Origin of the sequence: Tahibacter soli (assembly GCF_025717065.2) — a bacterium.
In the GTDB taxonomy this organism is placed as follows: Bacteria; Pseudomonadota; Gammaproteobacteria; order Xanthomonadales; family Rhodanobacteraceae; genus Tahibacter; species Tahibacter soli.
The window spans coordinates 135031-155109 of record NZ_JAOVZO020000020.1 but is presented as its reverse complement, the minus strand read 5'-3'; the positions used below and the strand labels follow the sequence as shown (position 1 = coordinate 155109).

The window sequence follows — 20079 nt, the reverse complement described above, 5'->3', positions numbered from 1 at the left end:
GCGACGGCATGAAGCTCAAGCTTTGGTTGCGGCTGGTCGGCGTGCTGCAAATCGCGGGCAGCGGCATCGGGATCGCGCTGCTGGTTCTGGCGACCGGCAGCGACGACAGCCTCGCCGCAAGCATCGCGTTCGGCGTGCTGTTCGTCGCCGCGCTCGTCGCCGGCATCGGCCTTTGGCGATCCGTTCCGCACCGCCAGGCCTTGGTCGCGAGCGGCCTTTTCTGGCTGGCGCAGGTTCCGCATCTGGCGACCACGTCGTTCGTGTACCGGCTGTGGACCGGGCCCGCCTGCGAAATCTTCGTCAAGGGCAGCGGCGAGTCGCTGAACCGTGGCATCTTCTACGCGTTCGGCTTCAGCTTCGACTTCGATTTCGCCGTCCGGCCGGAACGCCCGTTCGTTTTCGGCATCAATCTGTTCGCCATCGCGGTACTGCTGCTGTTGTGGCGCGCCTCGCGCGCCGCGAAGCCGGCCATCGCGCATTCCGAGGTCAGCAACGATGACAGATCACACGTCCCGCGCGCTTAACGTCGACCGCGCCGAAACCGCGAAATTCGACCGCCTCGCCAGCCGCTGGTGGGACCCCGACGGCGAGTCGCGACCGCTGCACGACCTCAATCCCGTGCGCCTCGCCTACATCGCCGAACGCGCGAGCCTCGGCGGCGCGCGCGTGCTCGACGTCGGTTGCGGCGGGGGGCTGTTGAGCGAAGCGCTCGCACGCGCGGGCGCGAACGTCACCGCGATCGACCTGTCGCCCGGCGTGCTCGACGTCGCGCGCCTGCACCTGTTCGAATCGAACCTCAAGGTCGACTATCGCGAGGTCAGCGTCGAGGCGCTCGCCGACGACGAGGCCGGCACGTACGACGCGATCGCCTGCATGGAAATGCTCGAACACGTGCCCGATCCCGGCAGCGTCGTCGGCGCGTGCGCGCGATTGCTCAAGCCGGGCGGCAAAGTCTTCTTTTCCACATTGAACCGCACGCCGGCCGCGTTCGCGCTCGCGATCGTCGGCGCGGAATACGTGATGCGCCTGTTGCCGCGCGGCACGCATCGCTACGCGCAGTTCATCCGGCCGAGCGAACTCGCGACGGCGCTGCGCGCGGCCAGCCTCGAACTGGCCGACCTGCGCGGCCTCGACTACAACCCGTTCACGCGCAAGGCGGCGACGAAGCCGTCGGTCGCGGTGAACTACCTGCTCGCCGCGGAGAAGCCCCGATGAAACTGTTCGGCCACGACCTCGACGCGGTGCTGTTCGACCTCGACGGTACGCTCGTCGACAGCGCGCCCGATCTCGTCGACGCGGTGCGCCGCCTGTGCGTGGAAATCGGCGCGCCGCCGCCGGACGCCGACGGCATTCGCCACGTCGTTTCCAAGGGCGGCCGCGCGATGCTGCGCCGAGGACTGCCGCACCTCGACGACGACGCGCGCGACGCGCTGCTGCAGCGGTTTCTCGATCTGTACGCGACGAACATCCTCGTGCATTCCCGGCCGTTCGCCGGCGTCGAGCGCCTGCTCAACGCGATCGAGGGGCGCGGCGGTCGCTGGGGCATCGTCACGAACAAACCGGGCTGGCTCGCGCGCCCGCTCGTCGAACAGATCGGCTGGGGCGCGCGCTGCGTCGCGCTCGTGAGCGGCGACACGCTCGCCGTGAAGAAGCCCGATCCGGCACCGGTGCTGCACGCCTGTGCGATCGCGGGCCTCGATCCCGCGCGCTGCGCCTATGTCGGCGACGATCTGCGCGACATCGAAGCGGGTCGCGGCGCCGGCATGCTGACGGTCGCGGCGGCGTGGGGTTACCTCGACGGCGAAGATCCGGCCGCGTGGGCCGCCGATCTCGTCGTCCATTCGGCCGCCGAGCTCACGACGGCGCTCAGCCTCGCCGCATGAACGCCGGCGACACCGCGTTCGCGAGCTTCGTCGCGAAGCTAGTGCAGGCGCGCCCCGAGTTTCCGATCGTGCGCGCGTTCGTCGCGCCCGATCGCCGCGATGCGCTGACCGCGTTCGAATGCCTCGCGCACGAACTGGCGCAGACCGCGTTCCACCTGCCCGAGGCGCAGGTCGCCGCGGTCAAGCTGCAATGGTGGCGCGACGAAATCGAACGCGCGGCGCGCGGCGAGGGCCGGCATCCGATCAGCCAGGCATTGGGTGAAACCGCGCAGGCGTTCGACGCGCGCGCCGTCGACGCGCTGCTCGCCGCGACGCTCGCGCTGCGCGAGGCCGGACCGCCGTCCGACTACGCGGCGCAGCGCGCGCAGGCCGCGCGCGTGTTCGCGCCGATCGCGCGGCTCGAACGCGCGGCGTTCGGCGCGACCGACGACGGCGAGGCCGCGAGCGCGCGGGCGCGCACCGTGCACCATCTGCTGCGAGAAACCGCACGCACGCCGTTCGACGACGAGGACATGCGCGCGACGCTGCCGCTGAACCGCCTCGCGCGGCACCAGCTGTCGCGCGACGATCTCGCGCGGCCCGGCGCGGCGCGCGACGCGGCGATGCACGACCAGCTTGCCGACATCGCCGCCGATCTCGCCGCCGTCGGCGACGCGGCGACGCTCGCCGCGCGCGCGCGCGCGCGGCTCGACCGCCGGCTCGTTGCGGCAGCACGGCGCGCCGCCGACCCGCTGCCGGTGCTGTGGCACGGCCTGGCGCGGGCGCCGGCGACGACGTTCTGGCACGCGTGGCGCGAGGCGCGGCGCGGCTGAGCCGGGTTTTCGACCCTTGCTGATAAGCTATTGATCCCCGAATCGAGCGGCCCCACCTCCCCGGTTCACCACGCGCCATTCCTTCCGGCGCGAAGGAAAGTTCCATGCGCAACACCGACAACGCGCTCCGCGCCATGCCCGACATCGCCAAGGAGGCGCGTCCCGACGTCGCCGGCGCGCTCGACTGGGTCGGCATGGGCGAGATCGAAGTCCCGGTAGAAATCGCGGGCCACGACGGCCGCACCGTGCAGTCGGGCGCGCGCGTCACCGCGTACGTCAACCTCGCCAAGCCCGACGTGCGCGGCATCCACATGTCGCGGCTGTATCTGCACGTCGACAAATCGCTGTCGGCTGAGCCGCTCACGCCGTGTTCGCTGCGCCGGCTGCTCAAGGATTTTCTCGACTCGCACGCCGACCTGTCCGATCGCGCGATGGTGCGCATCGCGTTCGACCATCTCGTACGCCGCAAGGCGCTCGTCAGCGACAACAGCGGCTGGAAGTCGTATCCGATCGTGCTGACCGCGCTGATGGACCGCGGCCAGTTTTCGCTCGAGCTCGGTTTCGAAGTGGTCTATTCGAGCACCTGTCCGTGTTCGGCCGCGCTCGCGCGGCAGCTGATCCAGGAGCGCTTCAACGACGACTTCGCGCGCGGCAAACCGCTCGACTACGACGCCGTCGTCGCGTGGCTCGGCAGCGAGGAAGGCATCAACGCGACGCCGCACAGCCAGCGCAGTTCGGCCGAGGTGCGCGTCAAGCTCGGCCAGGGCTTCGAGTTTCCGATCATCGACCTGATCGATCGCGTCGAAGCGTCGCTCAAGACGCCGGTGCAGACCGCGGTCAAGCGCGTCGACGAGCAGGCGTTCGCGCGGCTCAACGGCGAAAACCTGATGTTCTGCGAAGATGCCGCGAGGCGCGTGCAGCACGCGCTCGACGGCGCCGAACACGTCACCGACTTCTGGCTGCGCGTGTCGCACTACGAAAGCCTGCATCCGCACAACGCGGTCGCGGTCGCCACGAAGGGCGTCGCGAACGGCTACACCGGCGGCATCGACGCGTTCGCACCGCTGCGCCGCTGATCCCTTGCACCCGGCGGCGCTCGCCGCTGCCGGGGGCACGGTATCAGCGGGGCCGGTCAGGCGAAACCGCCGTTGACGCGCAGCACCTGCGAGTTGACCCAGCCGCCGTCCGGGCCGACGAGGAACGCGGCGGCGGCGTTTTCGTCCGGCGTGCCGATGCGACCGCGGCGCCTCGCGGTCATGCCCGAGGCGATCTGCGCCAGTCCCGACTATCTTGCGCGGCACGGCGCGCCCGCGCATCCCGACGAACTGCCGGCGCATCGCGCGGTCGGGTTCTTCGCGAGCGGCCACGATCGCAGCTATCCGTTCGAACTCGTGGTCGACGGGCAGCTGCGCGAATACGCGCTCGGTCACTGGATCGCGGTCAACGACGCCGAGGCCTACGTCGCGTGCGCGCTGCGCGGCTGCGGACTGATACAGCTGCCGCGCTATCACGTCGAAGACGCGCTGCGCGACGGCAGCCTCGTCGAAGTGCTGGCCGGGTGGCGCAGCCCCGGCCTGCCCGTGTCGGCGATGTATCCGCAGCATCGCCAGCTGTCGGCGCGTCTGCGCGTGTTCGTCGACTGGCTCGTGCAGATCTACGCCGACAGGTTCGGGCCGCTGCCGTAACGAGACGGCGCGGTTGCCCGCGCCGTCCGGTTTACGTTGGAACGATTTGCTCGCGAACGATCAGAACTTCTGCTTGTAGCTGACGTAGTAGAAACGGCCCGGCGTGCGGTAGTTCGTTTCGTAGTTGTTGGCGAAGCACGAGAAACAGACCGGCGGATCCTTGTCGAACAGGTTGCGGACGCCGGCCGTGATCGTGCCTTTCCACGGCGCGGTCCACGTACCCTGCAGATCGAAGTACCAGCGCGAGCCGAGCGTGTTCTGCGGCTGCGCCGACGGCGTGGCGCGCACCGTGCCGTCGCCCTGCACCGAGTAGATGTTGACGATGCGATCGGGATCGCTGCACAGCTCGCGCAGTTCCGGCCGGCCGAGGCCCGCCGCGGTATTCGTCACGAGCGCGCAGTTTTCCTTGAGCGCCGAGGTGTAGTTCGCGCCGAGCGTCGCCGTCCACGTGTCGCGGCTCCACGTCGTCGCGATGCGCGACTGCAGGCGCCACAGCGAGCCGGCCGACGAGTTGTTGAGCTGCGTGCCGATCTGATTGCCGAGACTCGGATCGCCGTCGCCGTTGAGCACGCCGCGTTCGGGCTGGCCGATGTCGCCGAAGTAGGCGATGTACGCGTTGTCCCACTGCACGTGGAAGTCGCCGAGGTCGGTGCCGAAGCGGTAGTCGACCGTGAAGTCATAGCCTTCCACTTCCAGGCCCGCGCGGAAGTTCGAGTTGATGCCGAGCACGTTGGACACTTCGCCCGGACTGCCGAACTGCGAGCCGTCGAGGTCGCGCTGGATCAGCGCGCAGCGGCTGGCGATGTTCGAGATGTAGCAGTCGTTCAGGATCTGCTGCGTCGTGCGCGCGCCGATGTTGTTCTCGATCTGGATCTTGTACCAGTCGAGCGTCAGGCTCAGCCCGTCGAGGTAGCTCGGGCTGTAGACGAAGCCGAGCGTCTTCGTGCGCGCGGTTTCCGGCGTCAGCCTGTCGAAACCGCCGACGGTCGAACGCACCTGGGCGGAGCGCTGGAAGTACGTCGGATCGACGCCCGCGGCGGCGCAGCGCGAGCGCACTTCGGCGCTTTCGCGATAGGCGCCGGAGCGGTTGCTGCACGGATCGACCGCGGTCGGGAAGCTCGCGCCGAGGCCGGCGTAGAGGTCGTTGATCGACGGCGCGCGGAAGCCTTCGGAGTAGTTGCCGCGCACGAGCACGTCGTCGATCGGCTGCCAGCGGAAACCGAACTTCGGATTGTTCGTGGTGCCGAAGTTCGAATAGTCCGAATGGCGCGTCGCGAGCGAGAACTCGAGCACGCGCGCGAACGCGACGTCGCGCAGCGCCGGAATCGCCAGTTCGAGGAATCCTTCGCTCAGATCGTAGCCGCCGCGCGTCGGCAGCGCGGCGTTGTCGCCGAGCACCGCGCCGTTCCTGGTCAGCGGATCGGGATCGAAATAGCCGAACTCTTCGCGGTACTCCAGGCCCGCGGCGAACGCGAGCATGCCGCCCGGCAGTTCCACGATTTCGCCGCTGATGTTCGCCGTGTAGTTTTTCGTTTCTTGATAAGTGACATTGCGCGGCGAGACGCCGACGTAGTCGAGCATGTCCTGCGTGATGCCGGCGTTGCCGCCGGCGAGGTTGAACGGCACGCAGCCGGCGACCGGCGCGGCCGCCGTGCCGCAGCGCGCGACGCCGGTCGAATCGATGTACGACGGACCGGTCGCGAGCGCGAAGCGCGTCGCGTCGAAGAACCCGCGCTTGATCTGCACGAGTTCGTTGTCCGAGTACATGTAGTTCACGTCCCAGTTGAAGCCGCGGCCCCAGGCTTCGAAATTGCCGTCGATGCCGAGGCCGAAACGCCAGGTGTCCTGGTCGACCGCGAAGCTGCGCGGATGCACGGTCGGACGGAACGTCACGCCGTTCACGGTCGTGCCGAACGGGTTGTAGACGTTGTCGGCCGTGATGCGCACGCCGGTCAGCGGCTGCGCGGCGAGCTGCGCCTCGCTCGTGCGCTGGCTGTACAGCACCTCGGCGCGCGCGTTGATCGAATCGGTGATCTTGAACTTGCCCTGCGAATAGACCGAATGCGTTTCCTGCGGCTGCACGAGGTAGTTCTCGGGCGCGAAGTTGTAGCCGTCGGTGCGGAAGTCGTACAGGCGGAAGTCGCCGGCCGTCGCGGGCGCGCACGCCTGGTTCGGGCGGCAGCCGGTGCGGGACGGATCGAGCGTGACGATGCCGCCGAGCGCGGCGACGTTGAACGTGCCCCACGGCGTGGTCGCGCTCGCGCGGCCCGGCGACGACGTGTTCGCCGGAAAACCGTACAACGGTACTTTGGAAATGTCGCGGTCGGCGGCGAGGATCGCGTCCTGGTTCGTGTACGCGATGTTGACGAAGCCGTTCCAGCGGTCGCCCGACGCGCCCGCGGTGAGGTCGTACGCTTCGCGCTTGCCGTCGCCGTACGAGTTCTGGCCGACGTAGGCGCTCGCTTCGGCGCCGTCGAAGCCGTCGCGCATGGTGATGTTGATGACGCCGCAGATCGCGTCGGTGCCGTAGATCGACGAGGCGCCGTCCTTGAGCACTTCGATGCGTTCGACGGCGGCGAACGGAATCGTGGAAAGATCCACGTTGCCGTTGAGTTCGGTCACCCAGCGGCGGCCGTTGACGAGTACCAGCGTGCGGTTCGAACCGCAGTTGCGCAGGTCGACGCGGCTCGTGCCGTTGGTGTTGCCGTTGTTGACCGACAGGCCCAGCGACGCGCCGTTCGTGGTGATTTCCGACAGTACGTCGACGACCGAGGTCAGGCCCGTGCGTTCGAGGTCGGCGCGTTCGAGCGCGAATACCGGCTGCGACGTTTCGATGTCGGTGCGCTTGATGCGCGAACCGGTGACGGTGATGGCTTCCAGGCGGTTGGTTTCGCGCGTGTCTTCCTGCGCGGCGGCGAGCGCCGGCAGCAGAGCGGCGGCGGCGAGGCCGCCGTACAACGCCGCGCCGATGGCGCGGTTCAAGCGATGCAAGGTCATGGTCCTTCCCCTAATCGTGGTCGGCGAGGTCGCAGCTTCTACGTAAGTCTTCGTACTTCTCGTCCGAATGCTTCGGAACGGGGCGCGCGGCCCCGGCGATCGCTTGCGGTGTTTTTCCCCATGAGCGAGCGGCGATCCGAAGATCCCGCCGCGCGAACATAAATTCGAAGTTAAGTTCGAGCGGCGGGACCGAATATATCGACGCGGCTTGCAGCTTCGCGTTGCCTAAATTGCGCGCACTGCGCGAAATGCGTGCGAACGCAAAACGACGGTGACGTCCGGTGCTGGCGGGCTGTCGAGAAAGAGCCGGCCGATGCGATCCACGGATGGATCGCCCGAGAGTCGATCGCGCAGGCGATCGACTCTCGGAGAAGGTGCGCAAGCTTTGCTTGCGCCGTTCGATGGAGAAACGGGCAGGAGCCCGTTTCCCGACGTCCCGCTACGGCGAGGGCGCGAGCGCGGGATCCAGGCGGGTGCCGAACCAGTTCACGCCCCAGTGGATATGCGGCCCGGTCGCGCGGCCGGTCGCGCCGACTTCGCCGATCTTCGCGCCGCGTTCGACGCGGTCGCCGGCTTTGACGTCAATTTTGGAAAGATGCAGGAATGAACTCGACACCCCGTGCCCGTGATCGACCAGCACGGTGCCGCCGGACAGCACGAAATCGGGCTCGGCGAGCGTCACGATGCCGCCTGCAGGCGCGGCGATCGGCGTGCCGGCGCCCGCGGCGATGTCGAGGCCCAGGTGCGGCGCGCGCGGCTGGCCGTTGTCGATGCGCGCGCTGCCGTAGACGCCGCTGACGCGGCCCGGCGGCTTTTTCAGGCCGCCGGCGAAATCGGTGCGATCGTCGTTGCGCTGGCGCGCGGCTTCGACGCGTGCCGCTTCGGCGCGGATGCGCCGCGCGGTTTTCGCGTCGGGCGTGACGGTTTCCGGCGGCAGGCCGTCGACGCGCTCGGTCTCGTAGGTGCGCTGCGTGACGGCGATGCGCTCGACCTTCGATTTGCCGCCCGGCGCGCGCACCTGCACGCGGACCTCTTTGGGCGCGTCGTAGGCGATGCCGATCGCGAACGTGCCGTCGGCGGCGACGCGCACGTTGCGGCCCGCGTACGTGACCTTGCTGCCGGGCGTCGTCCTGACGACGACGAGCTGGCCCTGCTGGACCTCTTTGGGCAATGCATCCGGTATCTGCGCATGCGCGACGGCGGCGCAGCTCAGCAATCCCGCGACGATCAGGCGTTGCATCGTTCGACCTCCCCATGGTGGAGGCCGCAGTATCGCCAATCGCGGTGACGCCGGGTGCGGCGTTGCACAAGTTCCCAATGCCCGTACCGCTACGTTTTTACGTTGCGGCGGGCATCAGTGCGGCGGCAGCAGCGCCGGATCGAGGCGCACGTCGAACCAGTTGAAACCCCAGTGCACGTGCGGACCGCTCGCGCGGCCGGTCGCGCCGGCGGCGGCGAACACCTGGCCGCGCTCGACGCTGTCGCCGGTTTTCACGTCGATGCGCGAGAGGTGCAGGAACGAGCTCGTCAGGCCGTGGCCGTGATCGATCAGCACCGTGCCGCCGGTGAGCACGAGCCCGGTTTCGGCGAACGTCACGACGCCGCCGGCCGGCGCGCGTACCGGCGTGCCGGTCGGCACGGCGATGTCGAGACCCATGTGCGGCGCCTTCGGCGTGCCGTTGTCGATGCGCTGGCTGCCGTAGACGCCGCTGATGCGGCCCTGCGCGGGCCGCGCGAAGCCGTGCAGAAAATCCTCCCGGTCGTCGTCGCGCCGGCGTGCCGCGGCGACGCGCGCCTGCTCGTCGGCGATGCGTTTGGCCAGTTCCGGATCGGGCGTCACGGTGTGCTGCGGCAGGCCGTCGACGCGTTCGATCTTGTACTCGCGCGGCTGCACCGTCAGCGCATGCGTGCGCGCGTCGCGCCCGGGTTCGCGCACGACGAGCGTCGCGGATTTCGCGTCGCGCTCGATGCCGAACACGTAGACGCCGTCGGCGCCGACGCGTACCGGCCGGCCGTCGAACTCGACGCGGCTGCCGGGCCGCGCCTGTGCGATCACGAGCTGGCCCTGCTGCACGGTCTGCGGCGGCTCGAGGGTCTTTTCGCGGGCGAACGCAAGCGACGCGGCGGCCAGCGCCGCGCACGCGAACGCAGCCCTCATCGCGCGAATTCCAGGCGGCGGCCCATGACCGAATCGTCGAGCGCGATGCCGTCCCAGACGCGATGGCCGTTGACCCACGTCGCGGCGATCGTGCTCTTGAACGTGCGTCCTTCGAACGGCGACCAGCCGCAGCGCGACAGCACCTCGTCGCGGCGCACGGTGTGCGGGCGGTTCGGGTCGACCAGCACGAGGTCGGCGTAGTAGCCTTCGCGCAAAAAGCCGCGTTCTTGCACGTTGAACAATGTTGCCGGGGCGTGCGTCACGGCCTCGACGATGCGCTCTAGCGTGAGATTGCCGGCGAAGTGCTGTTCGAGCGCGCACTGCAGCGCGAACTGCACGAGCGGCAGTCCCGACGGCGCCTGTTCGTACGGCAGCGCCTTTTCTTCGAGCGTGTGCGGCGCGTGGTCGGTCGCGAGCACGTCGATGCGGCCGTCGCGCACGGCGGCGATGATCGCGTCGCGGTCGGACGCCGACTTGATCGCCGGGTTGCACTTGATCCAGTTGCCGAGCGTGGCGTAGTCGCTTTCGGCGAACTCGAGGAAATGCACGCAGGTTTCGGCGGTGATGCGCTTGCCGGCGAGCGGGCCGGGCGCGAACAGGTCGAGTTCCTCGGCCGTGGTGATGTGCAGGATGTGCAGGCGCGTGTCGTGCCGGTGCGCAAGCTCGAGCGCGAGCTTCGACGACTTCATGCACGCCTCGCGCGAGCGGATGTACGGATGCCGCTCGACCGGAATGTTCGCGCCGTAGCGCGCGCGTTCGACGGCGAGGTTGGCCTCGATCGTCGGCGTGTCTTCGCAGTGCGTGACGATGATGACCGGCGCGTCGCGGAAGATCGCGTCGAGCGTGTCGGGGTTGTCGACCAGCATGTTGCCGGTCGAGGCGCCCATGAAGATCTTGATGCCGCACGCGGCGCGCGGGTCGAGCCGCTGGATTTCGGCGAGGTTGTCGTTCGTCGCACCGAAGTAGAACGCGTGGTTCGCGACCGACTTGATCGCCGCGCGGGCGTACTTGTCCTCGAGCGCCTCGCGCGTCGTGGTGGTCGGCTTGGAGTTCGGCATCTCCATGAAACTCGTGATGCCGCCGGCGACCGCCGCGCGCGACTCGGTCGCGAAATCGGCCTTGTGTTCGAGGCCGGGTTCGCGGAAATGCACCTGGTCGTCGATCATGCCGGGCAGCAGCCAGCGGCCCTGGGCGTCGACGACGCGTTCGCCGGGGCGCGCCGCGAGCGTCGGGGCGATGCGCTCGATGCGTCCGTGCGCGAGGCGCACGTCGGCGACGTAGCGCCGGCCTTCGTTGACGAGTTCGGCGTTCTGGATCAGCCAGTCGGTCATGACATTTCCTTATCTTGTCGTCTAGCTATCGTCGGCGTTCGGCGGCCGGCGAAACGTGAAGGTGAGCGGTACGGGATCGATGCCGCCGGCGCTGGCCGGATTGCAGCGCAACAGGCGCCAGCCGGCGAGGAGACCGCCGCGCAGAGCGCCGTGGCGCGCCACCGCGATGCGGGCATAGTCGCCGCAGCTCGGATGATAGCGGCAGCGCGCGCCGAGCAGCGGACTCAACAAACGCTTGTACAGCTTGAGAAAAAAGAGTATTAGCCGTGTCACGAATGGCGTGGACCGAAGGATGCGGCCGGATCGGACGTAAGGGGATTCCGGCGGTTGCCGGTACTTCGTGACTTAGGCTATAACACGCCGCCGCCTAGCCACAACGGTGAACGGAAATGGCGAAAAGCTCGCTCAGCTCTGCACGGAAGCCCGCGCCGAAGGGGAAGGCGGCGGGCGCAAAGGGTGCGAAAATACCCGCTGCGACGCGCAAGAAGGTCGTCGCCAAAGTCATGAAGCCGCTCGCCAAGACGGCGAAGGCTGCCGCGAAGTCGACGAAACCGGGCAAACCGACGAAGCCGGTCAAGGCCGCCAAGCCGCCCGCCAAGAGCGTCAAGCCCTTGGCGAAGCCCAAACCGGCCGCAAAGAAGGCAAAGACCGCGGCGACGGTCAAGACCGTGAAACCTGCGGCGAAGAGCATCAAGAAAGCCGAAACGAAATCGTTGAGCAAAGCCGCCGTGAACAAAGCCGCGCCGGTCGCGGTCCCGAAACCCGCCGCGAAACCTGCGGCAAAGCCCGTCGAGAAGGCGGCGCCCGCTGCAACCAAGGTCGCTGCACCGGCAGCCGCCGCCAAGTCCGTGGCCACAGCGGCGCCGGCTCCCAAGCCGGCGACCAGCCCCGTACCGGCCCCGCAACCCACCACCAGCAAACCTGTCAAGCAAGTGATCACAGAAGAGTCCAAGAAAACTTCGCGCAAAGGCGTGATCGCGCCGACCGCTTCCGAAACCGGCATCACGATGGAAGGCGGTCGCTACGCACTCGCGGCGACCACCAACATCGACCTGCCGCCGGGCTATCGCCCGTCGTCGGACGAGGAATACATGAACCCGATGCATCTCGCGTTCTTCCGCAACAAGCTGCGGGAATGGCGGGATCAACTTGTGGAGGAATCCAAACAGACGATCGACAATCTGCGCGAGGAAGTCCGCGACATCGGCGACGAAGCCGAACGCGCCACGCGCGAGACCGAGAACTCGCTGGAACTGCGCACGCGCGACCGCTATCGCAAGCTGATCGCCAAGATCGACAAGGCGTTGAAGCGCATCGAAGAAGGCCGCTACGGCTACTGCGAAGAAACCGACGAGGACATCGGCCTCGAACGTCTCGAAGCGCGCCCGATCGCGACGCTGTGCCTTGACGCCCAGGAACGCTGGGAGCATCGCCAGCGGCAGATGGGCGACTGATCGCGAGTCATGCTGCATGAAGAAACGCCCCGCGATGCGGGGCGTTTTTGTTTTTGCTTCGCGCGCATTTCTTTGCTCGTCATCCCAGCTTTCGCTGGGATGACGGCGAGGAAAGGCGCTACCCCCGCGCACCGCCTGCGCATGCTGCTTGATCGTCGCCAGCATGGCGGCGAGGCCGTTCGCGCGCGTCGCCGACAGGTGCCGCTGCAGCCCGAGCGCTTCGATGAAGCGCGGCTGCGTTTCGAGAATCTCTTCGGCCGATCGGCCCGAGTACACGCGCAGGAGCAGCGCGATCAGGCCCGTGACGATCGACGAATCGCTCGTCGCGGCGAATTCGAGCCGGTTCGCATCGCCCGACGGCACCAGCCACACCTGCGACTGGCAGCCGAGCACCTTGTGCGCGTCGGTTTTCCAGGCTTCCGGAAACGCCGGCAGCTTGCGGCCGAGATCGATCAGGTACTGGTAGCGCTCGGTCCAGTCTCCGAAGAATCCGAATTCGTCGACGATCGCATCCTGCGCGGCTTGCGCCGAACCGTATTCGCTCGACGCGTTCACGACAGTCTCCAGCGCGTGCCGTCGGCGCCGTCTTCGATCGTCACGCCCATGTCCGCGAGTTCCTTGCGGATCGCGTCGCCGCGGGCGAAGTCGCGCGCCTTGCGCGCGGCGTTGCGTTCGGCGATCAGCGCCTCGACGCGTTCGGAATCGACGCCGCTGCCGCCGGTGCCCTGCTGGAACCACGCGTCGGGATCGGCCGCGAGAAATCCGAGCAGATTGGCCGACGACACGAGCGCGGCCTTCGCCGCGGCCGCATCGGGCGTGCCGATCGCGCGCCGCGCGGCGTCGGCGAGCTGCGCCAGCACCGCGAACGCCTCGGGCGTGTTGAGATCGTCGTGCAGCGCGGTTTCGAAGTCGGCCGGGATCGCCGTATCGGAAACCGCGGCGTCGACGCCGGCGAGGTCGCGCAGTACGCCGTACCACCCGTCGAGCGTCGCGCGCGCCTGCGCGAGCGCGCCGTCGGACCAGTCGAGCGGCTGCCGGTAGTGCGCCTTGAGCAGCACGAAGCGCAGCAGTTCGGCCGGATACTGGTCGAGGAGTTCATGCAGCACGAGCGTGTTGCCGGTCGACTTGGCCATCTTGCGGCCGTCGAGCGTCAGCAGGCCGTTATGCAGCCAGAACCGCGCGAACACCTTGCCGCCGTGCGCGCAGGTGCTCTGCGCGACTTCGTTCTCGTGATGCGGAAACTGCAGGTCGACGCCGCCGGCGTGGATGTCGATCGTTTCGCCCAGGTGCGCCTCGCTCATCGCTGAGCATTCGATGTGCCAGCCCGGACGGCCGCGGCCCCACGGGCTGTCCCACCCCGGAAGCTCCGGCGTCGACGGCTTCCACAGCACGAAGTCGGCGGGATTCTTCTTGTACGGCGCCACTTCCACGCGCGCGCCGGCGATCATGTCCTCGACCGAACGGCCCGACAGATGGCCGTAGTCCGGATAGCTCGCGACGTCGAACAGCACGTGTCCCTCGGCGGCGTAGGCATGGCCGTTCGCGATCAGGCGCTCGCACATCGCGACGATGTCGGCGATGTGCGCGGTCGCATGCGGCTCGACGTCCGGCGGATCGACGCCGAGCCGGCCGGTGTCTTCGCGATAGGCCTGCGCGTAGCGGTCGGTGATCGTCGAGATCGGCACGCCGGCCTTGGCGGCGGCGTCGTTGATCTTGTCGTCGACGTCGGTGATGTTGCGCGCGAACACGACGCGCGGATACCGCCGGCGCAACAGGCGCGCGAGCAGGCCGAACACGACGGCCGGACGCGCGTTGCCGATATGAATGTAGTTGTAGACCGTCGGTCCGCAGACGTACATCGTGACCCGTTCCGGATCCTGCGGGTGGAACTCCTGAACGTTGCGAGTCAGCGTGTTGTACAGACGTAGATTCATGCGGGCCTGCCTTGCCGGGTCGTGAAGTGTAGCAGCGCGGGTGCGATCGATTCCGCGCGAGGGCGCCGTCGCGACGATCTGCCGAAAGCCGGCTCGCGACGCGCCCGGGGTCGATTCGCCTTATGGGCGATTCAGCCAGTTCATGGTTAAATTCTCATCAAATCACAGGTGGAAAGCGTACGTCCCGTGGTCGCGCGGGCGATACGAACGGCAAACGACCGGCCCACCGGACCCCGGAGATTCATGATGTCGCGCACGTTGTACCTCATCGCCGCCCTGGTTCTTGCGTTTTCCAATGCCGCTTTCGCCCAGGACGATCGGCGAGCGCCGTCCGAGGAAAGCGTGCACTTCGCCTGGGCCGACGTGCTGCGCGTCGACCCGATCTATTCCTACGAACGCGTCGCGCGCCCCGAGCGCGAATGCTACGACGAAACCGTGACGCACCATGACGACCGCCGCGGCAACAACACCGGCGCGACCGTGCTCGGCGCGATCATCGGCGGCGCGCTCGGCAACCAGGTCGGCAAGGGCGACGGCCGCAAGGCCGCGACGATCGCCGGCGCGGTCGTCGGCGGCGCGATCGGCAACAACCAGGCGCGCCGCGACGACGAGCACTACACGACGAACGAGCGCCGCTGCCGCGAGGTCGACGGCGGCTACGAAGAACGCCGCGTCAGCGGCTACGACGTCGAATACCGCTATCGCGGCGAAACCTACATGTCGCGCCTGAACTACGATCCGGGCGAGCGCATTCGGGTGCGGGTGAGCGTCACCCCCGCCGAGTAAGGTTCGACCAAAGATTTGCCCCGAAAGGCGGCCTTATGGCCGCCTTTCATGTTTGGTATCAATCAAGAAGGGACGGCCTCCGGCCGCCTGAGAGCTGAGAAAGTTCGCCGACCTGCGGCCGTCAAACTTTCTCATGCTGTTGCACCGCGCAAAACAACCGTGCATCATCCGGCCGTCCAAACGCAGTCCCGACCTTCGATCGACGCATGAATCCGAGCTACACCGACGCCGACATCCTGACCAGCGCCCGCATGGCCGCCGGCATGACGTCGCGCGCGCGTCGACCGTTCCCGCACAATCCCGCCGGGTAGACTGTCGCACAGCTTTAACGTGATTCGACGAAAACCCGGCCTTCGCGCCGGGTTTTTCGTTTCTTGCCGCCCGGTACGCGAAGTCCCTTCCACGCATACCGAGGCCATGATGACCCTTCGCCATTTTCTGACCACGCAGGACTGGAGCCGCGCCGATCTCGACGCCGTGCTCGAACAGGCCGCCCAGTTCAAGCAATCCAAGATCGGCCGGCAGATGGCGGGCAAATCGATCGCGCTCCTGTTCTTCAATCCGTCGATGCGCACGCGCACGAGCTTCGAACTCGGCGCGCACCAGCTCGGCGGCCACGCCGTGGTGCTGCAGCCCGGCAAGGATGCCTGGCCGATCGAATTCGACGTCGGCACGGTGATGGACGGCGACACCGAGGAACACGTCGCCGAAGTCGCGCGCGTGCTGTCGCGCTACGTCGATCTCATCGCCGTGCGCGCTTTTCCCAAATTCCAGGATTGGGCCGTCGACCGCGAAGACCGCGTGATCCACGCGTTCGCGAAGTATTCGACCGTGCCGGTCATCAACATGGAAACGATCACGCATCCGTGCCAGGAACTCGCGCACGTGATGGCGCTCAAGGAGCGCTTCGGAGAACTCAAGGGCCGCAAGTACGTGCTGACGTGGACCTACCATCCGAAAGCGCTCAACACCGCCGTGGCGAACTCGGGCCTGCTGATCGCCACGCGCTACGGCATGGACGTGACGCTCCTGTGCCCGACGCCCGACTACGTGCTCGACCAGCGCTACATGGACGCGGCCAAGCGCAACGTCGCCGAGAACGGCGGTTCGCTCACCGTCAGCCACGACATCGAATCGTCGTATCGCGACGCGCAGATCGTCTATGCGAAAAGCTGGGGCGCGCTGCCGTATTTCGGCCGCTGGGACCAGGAAAAGCCGATCCGCGACGCGCACAAGCACTTCATCGTCGACGAGGCGAAGATGGCGCTGACCGACAACGGCGTGTTCAGCCACTGCCTGCCGCTGCGCCGCAACGTCAAGGCGACCGACGCGGTGATGGATTCGCCGGCGTGCATCGCGATCGAAGAAGCCGAGAACCGCATCCACGTGCAGAAGGCCATCATGGCCGCGCTCGTCTGATCCGCAAGATTCCGAGAAGAGTATTCCCATGTCCAAAGATATCGTTCTTGCTTTTTCCGGCGGCCTCGACACGAGCTTCTGCATTCCGTGGCTCAAGGAGCGCGGCTACGCCGTGCACACCGTCTTCGCCGACACCGGCGGCGTCGACGCCGACGAGCGCGCGTACATCGAGGCGCGCGCGGCCGAACTCGGCGCCGCGAGCCATGTCACCGTCGACGGCGGTCCGGCGATCTGGAACGGCTTCGTCAAGCCGTTCGTGTGGGCGGGCGAGGGCTACCAGGGCCAGTATCCGCTGCTCGTGTCCGACCGCTACCTCATCGTCGACGCCGCGATCGCGCGCTGCAACGAAATCGGCACGCGCCACATCGCGCACGGCTGTACCGGCATGGGCAACGACCAGGTGCGTTTTGACCTCGCCGTGAAGGCGCTCGGCGACTACACGATCGTCGCGCCGATCCGCGAGATCCAGCGCGAGCACACCGAGGTGCGCGCATACGAGCAGAAGTATCTCGAAGACCTCGGCTTCGAGGTTCGCGCCAAGCAGAAAAACTATACGATCAACGAAAACCTCCTGGGCCTCACCATGTCCGGCGGCGAAATCGACCGCTGGCAGGCGCCCGGCGAAGGCGCGCGCGGCTGGTGCGCGCCGCGCGCGCAGTGGCCGGCGTCGCCGCTCAGGGTTCGCGTGAGTTTCGAGCAAGGCGAGGCGGTGGCGCTCGACGGTGAGCGCATGGCGGGTCACGCCATCCTCGCCAGGCTCAATGCCGCGTTCGCGCCTTACGGCGTCGGGCGCGGCCTGTACACCGGCGATACGACGATCGGTCTGAAGGGCCGCATCATCTTCGAGGCGCCGGGCCTCGTGTCGCTGCTCGCCGCGCACCGCGCGCTCGAAGAAGCCGTGCTGACGCGCCAGCAGAACCGCTTCAAGCCGGAAGTCGCGCGGCGCTGGGTCGAGCTCGTGTACGAGGGCTTCTACCACGATCCGCTCAAGACCGACCTCGAAGCGTTCCTCGCGTCGAGCCAGGCGTGCGTCAACGGCGACGTCGTGCTCGAAACGCACGGCGGTTCGGTGCATGCCGTCGAGATCGCGTCGAAGCACATCCTGAACGCCAAGGGTGCGACGTACGCGCAGTCGGCCGACTGGGGCGTCGCCGAAGCCGAGGGCTTCATCCGCCTGTACGGCATGAGTTCCACGCTGTGGGCGCAGATCAACCGATGAGTCCACTATTGACCGAAACCCTGACGCACCTGCGCGAACTGGTACGCCACGACACGCGCAATCCGCCGCGCAACATCGGTACCGGCGGCATGTTCGACTATCTCAAGCCCGCGCTGCCCGGCTTCACGCATACGCTCGTCGACCACGGCGCCGGCGCGGTCAGCCTGTTTTCGGTGCGCGGCCATCCGAAGGTGCTGTTCAACGTGCACCTGGATACCGTGCCGGCGTCGCCGACGTGGAGTCGCGATCCGTTCGATCTCCTCGTGACCGACGATCGCGCGATCGCGCTCGGCGCGTGCGACATCAAGGGCGCGGCGGCCGCGATGGTCACCGCGGCCGCGCACGCGAAGGGCGACTGCGCGTTCCTGTTCACGACCGACGAGGAAGCCAACGACGCACGCTGCATCGCGGCGTTTCTCGCGCAGCCGCGCACCTACGACGTCGTGATCGTCGCCGAGCCGACGCTCGGCGAAGCCGTGCTCGCGCATCGCGGCATCAGTTCGGTGCGCATGCGCTTCGCCGGCCGGGCCGGCCACGCCTCGGGCGGCAACGTCGCGCAGGACAGCGCGATCCACCAGGCGATGGGGTGGGGCGAGAAGGCGCTCGACTACGTCGCGTCGCTCGCGCACCACCGCTTCGGCGGCCTCACCGGCCTGCGCTTCAACATCGGCAAGATCGAAGGCGGCATCAAGGCCAACGTCATCGCGCCGTCGTGCGAGGTGCGCTTCGGCTTCCGGCCGCTGCCGAGCATGGCGCCGGACGACCTGCACGCGGCGTTCCGTGCCGCGGCGCCGTTCGGCCTCGCCGAGTACGAAGAAACGTTCGCCGGTCCGTCGCTGCCGTCGGGCGACACCGCGCTCGCCGAAACGCGCCGGCTCGCCGCGCGCGACATCGCCGACGAATTCGGCCTCGTCATCGGCAACGCGGTCGACTTCTGGACCGAAGCGTCGCTGTTCTCCGCCGCGGGCCTGACGACGTTCGTCTGCGGTTCGGGCGACATCGCGCAGGCGCACACCGCCGACGAATGGGTCTCGCTCGAACAATTGCAGCAAATTACCGAAAGCTACATCCGGATCATCGACCATGGAAGCGCATAAAGACGTTCGCCAGACCATCGTTCGGCTGTTGTCGAGCATGGCCAGCGCGAAGGAAATCTCGCAGTACCTCAAACGCTTCTCGCAGCTCGACGCGAAGCGCTTCGCCGTGGTCAAGGTCGGCGGTGCCGTGCTGCGCGACGATCTCGTGGCGCTGACCTCGTCGCTCGCGTTCCTGCAGCAGGTGGGCCTGACGCCGATCGTCGTGCACGGCGCCGGCCCGCAGCTCGACGAACAGCTCGCCGCGGCCGGCATCGAAAAGCAGACGCTCGACGGCCTGCGCGTGACGTCGCCGCAGGCGCTCGCGATCGTGCGGCGCGTGATGCAGGCGGAAAATCTCAAGCTGGTCGAGTCGCTGCAGGCGATCGACGCGCGTGCGACGTCGATCGTCGGCGGCGTGTTCGAGGCCGAGTTCATGGACCGCGAACGCTACGGCCTCGTCGGCGAAGTGCGCAGCGTCAACCTCGCGCCGATCGAAGCGAGCCTCAACGCCGGGTCGATTCCGGTGATCGCGAGCCTCGGCGAGACCGATCACGGCCAGATCCTCAACGTCAACGCCGACTTCGCCGCGAACGAGCTCGTGCAGGTGCTGCAGCCGTACAAGATCGTGTTTCTCACCGGCACCGGCGGTCTGCTCGACGGCGAAGGAAAAGTCATCGACTCGATCAACCTGTCGACCGAATACGATCACCTGATGGCGCAGCCGTGGCTGCACTCGGGCATGCGCCTGAAGGTCGAACAGATCAAGGATCTGCTCGACCAGCTGCCGCTGACGTCGTCGGTGTCGATCACGCGGCCGTCGGAGCTGGCCAAGGAGCTCTTCACGCACAAGGGCTCGGGCACGCTCGTGCGGCGCGGCGAAAAAGTGGTCCGGTACACGTCGTGGGACCAGCTCGATCGCGAGCGTCTGCGCGGGCTGATCGAATCGAGCTTCGGCCGCCGCATGGTCGCCGACTATTTCGACCGCACGACGCCGCAGTGCGTCTACGTCAGCGAAAACTACCGCGCCGCGGTGATTCTCGTCGACGTCGACGGCACGACGTATCTCGACAAGTTCGCCGTGCTCGACGACGCGCAGGGCGAAGGCCTCGGCCGCGCCGTGTGGCAGGTGATGCGCGACGAGAACCCGCGCCTGTTCTGGCGTTCGCGCCACGGCAACCTCGTCAATCCGTTCTACTACGCGGAAAGCGACGGCTGCTACAAGCAGGAAAAGTGGAAAGTGTTCTGGTACGGCATCTATGCGTTCGGCGACATCGAGCGCTGCGTCGAGCACTGCCGCACGCGTCCGCCGACGCTGATCGACTAAA

Annotated in this window: 18 protein-coding genes and 2 pseudogenes; 12 read left to right on the top strand and 8 right to left on the bottom strand. The window is 67.6% G+C overall.

Going from position 1 to position 20079, the window contains the following annotated elements; translation table 11 throughout:
* Window positions 1-8 precede the first annotated feature (8 nt).
* From OD750_RS21650 to folE2, 5 genes are all read left to right on the top strand, one after another.
* Complete coding sequence (locus OD750_RS21650) at window positions 9-524, top strand: hypothetical protein (protein ID WP_263544177.1); 516 nt, start codon at window positions 9-11, stop codon at window positions 522-524.
* Window positions 496-1215, top strand: coding sequence for a bifunctional 2-polyprenyl-6-hydroxyphenol methylase/3-demethylubiquinol 3-O-methyltransferase UbiG (gene ubiG, locus OD750_RS21645; protein ID WP_263544176.1), 720 nt, complete (start codon window positions 496-498; stop codon window positions 1213-1215). Before OD750_RS21650 ends, ubiG begins: the two co-directional genes overlap by 29 nt.
* Complete coding sequence (locus OD750_RS21640; protein ID WP_263544175.1) at window positions 1212-1883, top strand: HAD family hydrolase; 672 nt, start codon at window positions 1212-1214, stop codon at window positions 1881-1883. The genes ubiG and OD750_RS21640 overlap by 4 nt, the downstream gene beginning before the upstream one ends.
* Window positions 1880-2695 carry a squalene/phytoene synthase family protein gene (locus OD750_RS21635; RefSeq protein WP_263544174.1) on the top strand — a complete coding sequence of 272 codons (816 nt, stop codon included), beginning with the start codon at window positions 1880-1882 and terminating at the stop codon, window positions 2693-2695. The genes OD750_RS21640 and OD750_RS21635 overlap by 4 nt, the downstream gene beginning before the upstream one ends.
* A 104-nt stretch (window positions 2696-2799) precedes the next feature.
* Entirely contained in the window at window positions 2800-3771 is a 972-nt protein-coding gene (folE2, locus tag OD750_RS21630) for a GTP cyclohydrolase FolE2 (RefSeq protein ID WP_263544173.1), read from the top strand.
* Between the two features lie 56 nt (window positions 3772-3827).
* Here folE2 and OD750_RS21625 read toward each other — a convergent pair.
* Window positions 3828-3932: pseudogene (locus tag OD750_RS21625) on the bottom strand (3-ketoacyl-ACP reductase); the annotation flags it as partial.
* A 19-nt stretch (window positions 3933-3951) separates the two neighbouring features.
* On the opposite strand from OD750_RS21625, the gene OD750_RS21620 reads away from it, so the two are divergent.
* Window positions 3952-4380: a LysR substrate-binding domain-containing protein gene (locus OD750_RS21620; RefSeq protein ID WP_263544172.1), complete on the top strand. Its 429-nt coding sequence runs from the start codon at window positions 3952-3954 to the stop codon at window positions 4378-4380.
* 60 nt (window positions 4381-4440) lie between these two features.
* Here the strand turns inward: OD750_RS21620 and OD750_RS21615 are convergent, their stop codons facing one another.
* The 5 genes from OD750_RS21615 to yidD form a co-directional block, all read right to left on the bottom strand.
* Complete coding sequence (locus tag OD750_RS21615) at window positions 4441-7377, bottom strand: TonB-dependent receptor domain-containing protein (protein WP_263544171.1); 2937 nt, start codon at window positions 7375-7377, stop codon at window positions 4441-4443.
* A 439-nt stretch (window positions 7378-7816) separates the two neighbouring features.
* Window positions 7817-8617, bottom strand: a complete 801-nt coding sequence (locus tag OD750_RS21610; RefSeq protein ID WP_263544170.1) for a M23 family metallopeptidase — start codon at window positions 8615-8617, stop codon at window positions 7817-7819.
* 114 nt (window positions 8618-8731) lie between these two features.
* Window positions 8732-9535: a M23 family metallopeptidase gene (locus tag OD750_RS21605; protein ID WP_263544169.1), complete on the bottom strand. Its 804-nt coding sequence runs from the start codon at window positions 9533-9535 to the stop codon at window positions 8732-8734.
* A complete protein-coding gene (locus OD750_RS21600; protein WP_263544168.1) occupies window positions 9532-10866 on the bottom strand; it encodes a dihydroorotase in 1335 nt (444 codons plus the stop codon). The genes OD750_RS21605 and OD750_RS21600 overlap by 4 nt, the downstream gene beginning before the upstream one ends.
* A gap of 21 nt (window positions 10867-10887) precedes the next feature.
* The gene (yidD, locus tag OD750_RS21595) at window positions 10888-11139 is read right to left on the bottom strand and encodes a membrane protein insertion efficiency factor YidD (RefSeq protein ID WP_263544167.1); all 252 of its coding nucleotides are present in this window, start codon (window positions 11137-11139) and stop codon (window positions 10888-10890) included.
* Between the two features lie 116 nt (window positions 11140-11255).
* Between yidD and dksA the strand changes: the two genes are divergently transcribed.
* On the top strand, window positions 11256-12320 hold the full coding sequence (gene dksA, locus OD750_RS21590) for an RNA polymerase-binding protein DksA (RefSeq protein WP_272842115.1): 1065 nt from the start codon (window positions 11256-11258) through the stop codon (window positions 12318-12320).
* Window positions 12321-12452: 132 nt separating this feature from the next.
* Here the strand turns inward: dksA and OD750_RS21585 are convergent.
* Both OD750_RS21585 and cysS read right to left on the bottom strand, forming a co-directional pair.
* Window positions 12453-12875: pseudogene (locus OD750_RS21585) on the bottom strand (SufE family protein); the annotation flags it as partial.
* The gene (cysS, locus tag OD750_RS21580; protein ID WP_263544166.1) at window positions 12872-14254 is read right to left on the bottom strand and encodes a cysteine--tRNA ligase; all 1383 of its coding nucleotides are present in this window, start codon (window positions 14252-14254) and stop codon (window positions 12872-12874) included. The gene cysS and the pseudogene OD750_RS21585, both read right to left, overlap by 4 nt.
* A 246-nt stretch (window positions 14255-14500) precedes the next feature.
* Between cysS and OD750_RS21575 the strand changes: the two genes are divergently transcribed.
* The 5 genes from OD750_RS21575 (at window position 14501) to OD750_RS21555 (ending at window position 20078) form a co-directional block, all read left to right on the top strand.
* Window positions 14501-15040 (top strand): glycine zipper 2TM domain-containing protein, encoded by a 540-nt coding sequence (locus tag OD750_RS21575; protein ID WP_263544165.1) that lies wholly within the window; start codon window positions 14501-14503, stop codon window positions 15038-15040.
* Between the two features lie 420 nt (window positions 15041-15460).
* Window positions 15461-16459 (top strand): N-acetylornithine carbamoyltransferase, encoded by a 999-nt coding sequence (locus OD750_RS21570; RefSeq protein ID WP_263544164.1) that lies wholly within the window; start codon window positions 15461-15463, stop codon window positions 16457-16459.
* Window positions 16460-16487: 28 nt separating this feature from the next.
* Window positions 16488-17678, top strand: a complete 1191-nt coding sequence (locus OD750_RS21565) for an argininosuccinate synthase (RefSeq protein WP_263544163.1) — start codon at window positions 16488-16490, stop codon at window positions 17676-17678.
* Complete coding sequence (locus OD750_RS21560) at window positions 17675-18775, top strand: acetylornithine deacetylase (protein WP_263544162.1); 1101 nt, start codon at window positions 17675-17677, stop codon at window positions 18773-18775. The genes OD750_RS21565 and OD750_RS21560 overlap by 4 nt, the downstream gene beginning before the upstream one ends.
* Window positions 18762-20078 carry an acetylglutamate kinase gene (locus tag OD750_RS21555; protein WP_263544161.1) on the top strand — a complete coding sequence of 439 codons (1317 nt, stop codon included), beginning with the start codon at window positions 18762-18764 and terminating at the stop codon, window positions 20076-20078. The genes OD750_RS21560 and OD750_RS21555 overlap by 14 nt, the downstream gene beginning before the upstream one ends.
* The last annotated feature ends 1 nt before the right edge of the window (window position 20079 follow it).

Bases quoted from the DNA above. Each gene is read 5' to 3' on its own strand.
- OD750_RS21650 (WP_263544177.1), top strand. From the start codon at position 9: ATGAAGCTCAAGCTTTGGTTGCGGCTGGTCGGCGTGCTGCAAATCGCG.
- ubiG (WP_263544176.1), top strand. From the start codon at position 496: ATGACAGATCACACGTCCCGCGCGCTTAACGTCGACCGCGCCGAAACC.
- OD750_RS21640 (WP_263544175.1), top strand. From the start codon at position 1,212: ATGAAACTGTTCGGCCACGACCTCGACGCGGTGCTGTTCGACCTCGAC.
- OD750_RS21635 (WP_263544174.1), top strand. From the start codon at position 1,880: ATGAACGCCGGCGACACCGCGTTCGCGAGCTTCGTCGCGAAGCTAGTG.
- folE2 (WP_263544173.1), top strand. From the start codon at position 2,800: ATGCGCAACACCGACAACGCGCTCCGCGCCATGCCCGACATCGCCAAG.
- OD750_RS21620 (WP_263544172.1), top strand. From the start codon at position 3,952: ATGCCCGAGGCGATCTGCGCCAGTCCCGACTATCTTGCGCGGCACGGC.
- OD750_RS21615 (WP_263544171.1), bottom strand. From the start codon at position 7,377: ATGACCTTGCATCGCTTGAACCGCGCCATCGGCGCGGCGTTGTACGGC.
- OD750_RS21610 (WP_263544170.1), bottom strand. From the start codon at position 8,617: ATGCAACGCCTGATCGTCGCGGGATTGCTGAGCTGCGCCGCCGTCGCG.
- OD750_RS21605 (WP_263544169.1), bottom strand. From the start codon at position 9,535: ATGAGGGCTGCGTTCGCGTGCGCGGCGCTGGCCGCCGCGTCGCTTGCG.
- OD750_RS21600 (WP_263544168.1), bottom strand. From the start codon at position 10,866: ATGACCGACTGGCTGATCCAGAACGCCGAACTCGTCAACGAAGGCCGG.
- dksA (WP_272842115.1), top strand. From the start codon at position 11,256: ATGGCGAAAAGCTCGCTCAGCTCTGCACGGAAGCCCGCGCCGAAGGGG.
- cysS (WP_263544166.1), bottom strand. From the start codon at position 14,254: ATGAATCTACGTCTGTACAACACGCTGACTCGCAACGTTCAGGAGTTC.
- OD750_RS21575 (WP_263544165.1), top strand. From the start codon at position 14,501: ATGTCGCGCACGTTGTACCTCATCGCCGCCCTGGTTCTTGCGTTTTCC.
- OD750_RS21570 (WP_263544164.1), top strand. From the start codon at position 15,461: ATGACCCTTCGCCATTTTCTGACCACGCAGGACTGGAGCCGCGCCGAT.
- OD750_RS21565 (WP_263544163.1), top strand. From the start codon at position 16,488: ATGTCCAAAGATATCGTTCTTGCTTTTTCCGGCGGCCTCGACACGAGC.
- OD750_RS21560 (WP_263544162.1), top strand. From the start codon at position 17,675: ATGAGTCCACTATTGACCGAAACCCTGACGCACCTGCGCGAACTGGTA.
- OD750_RS21555 (WP_263544161.1), top strand. From the start codon at position 18,762: ATGGAAGCGCATAAAGACGTTCGCCAGACCATCGTTCGGCTGTTGTCG.